The organism is Janthinobacterium rivuli (assembly GCF_009208735.1).
In the GTDB taxonomy this organism is placed as follows: Bacteria; Pseudomonadota; Gammaproteobacteria; order Burkholderiales; family Burkholderiaceae_D; genus Janthinobacterium.
In genome coordinates this window covers 1-642 of the sequence record NZ_WFLJ01000055.1, presented here as the reverse complement: position 1 = coordinate 642, position 642 = coordinate 1, and the positions used below count along the sequence as shown (strand labels likewise).

The window sequence follows — 642 nt, the reverse complement described above, 5'->3', positions numbered from 1 at the left end:
TTTGTCGGCATGCAGTTTGGCAGGACGTTTGCGTGGACGGCCGGCAAGCCCTGCTACTGAAGGAACGGCCTCAAGCAGGGTAACCAGCATGCGGGAATCATGCACCTGAGCCCCTGATATGCTCGCCACCAGAGGCAGACCGCGTTGATCGACGAGCAGATGGTGCTTGCATCCGAGCTTGCCGCGGTCGGTGGGATTGGGGCCGGTATGCTGTCCGCCGAGGGGGGGATGGCACGCTGGCCGAGTCGGCACTGGCGCGTTCCCATTGAATCTGGTCGTATTCCCGCAAGTGCTGCAGCATGGCGTCATGGATGCGTTGCCACACACCGGCCTGTTGCCATGCATGCAGGCGCCGCCAGCAACTCATGCCGCTGCCGCAGCCCAGTTCACGGGGAAGATATTCCCAAGGCAAGCCTGTCTTGAGGACGAACAGGATGCCGGTCAAAGCGGCGCGGTCGTCAATGCGAGGGCGCCCGCCTTTGGGGGAAGGACGATGTGCTGGCAGCAATGGCTGAATCAGTATCCACAGGTCGTCAGGAAGAAGGGCTTTGGCCATGGCACGGCTCCCGAAAACAATGTCAAGTGGGTTTGACCAGCTTCGGGGCCGTTTGTTTCTCTGGACGACGTTTTGTTAGGCGCTCT

Annotated in this window: 1 pseudogene; it reads right to left on the bottom strand. The window is 61.1% G+C overall.

Annotated features, from left to right (window positions below):
• A pseudogene (locus tag GCN78_RS28865) lies at positions 1 to 556 on the bottom strand (IS5 family transposase); the annotation flags it as partial.
• Between the last annotated feature and the right edge of the window lie 86 nt (positions 557 to 642).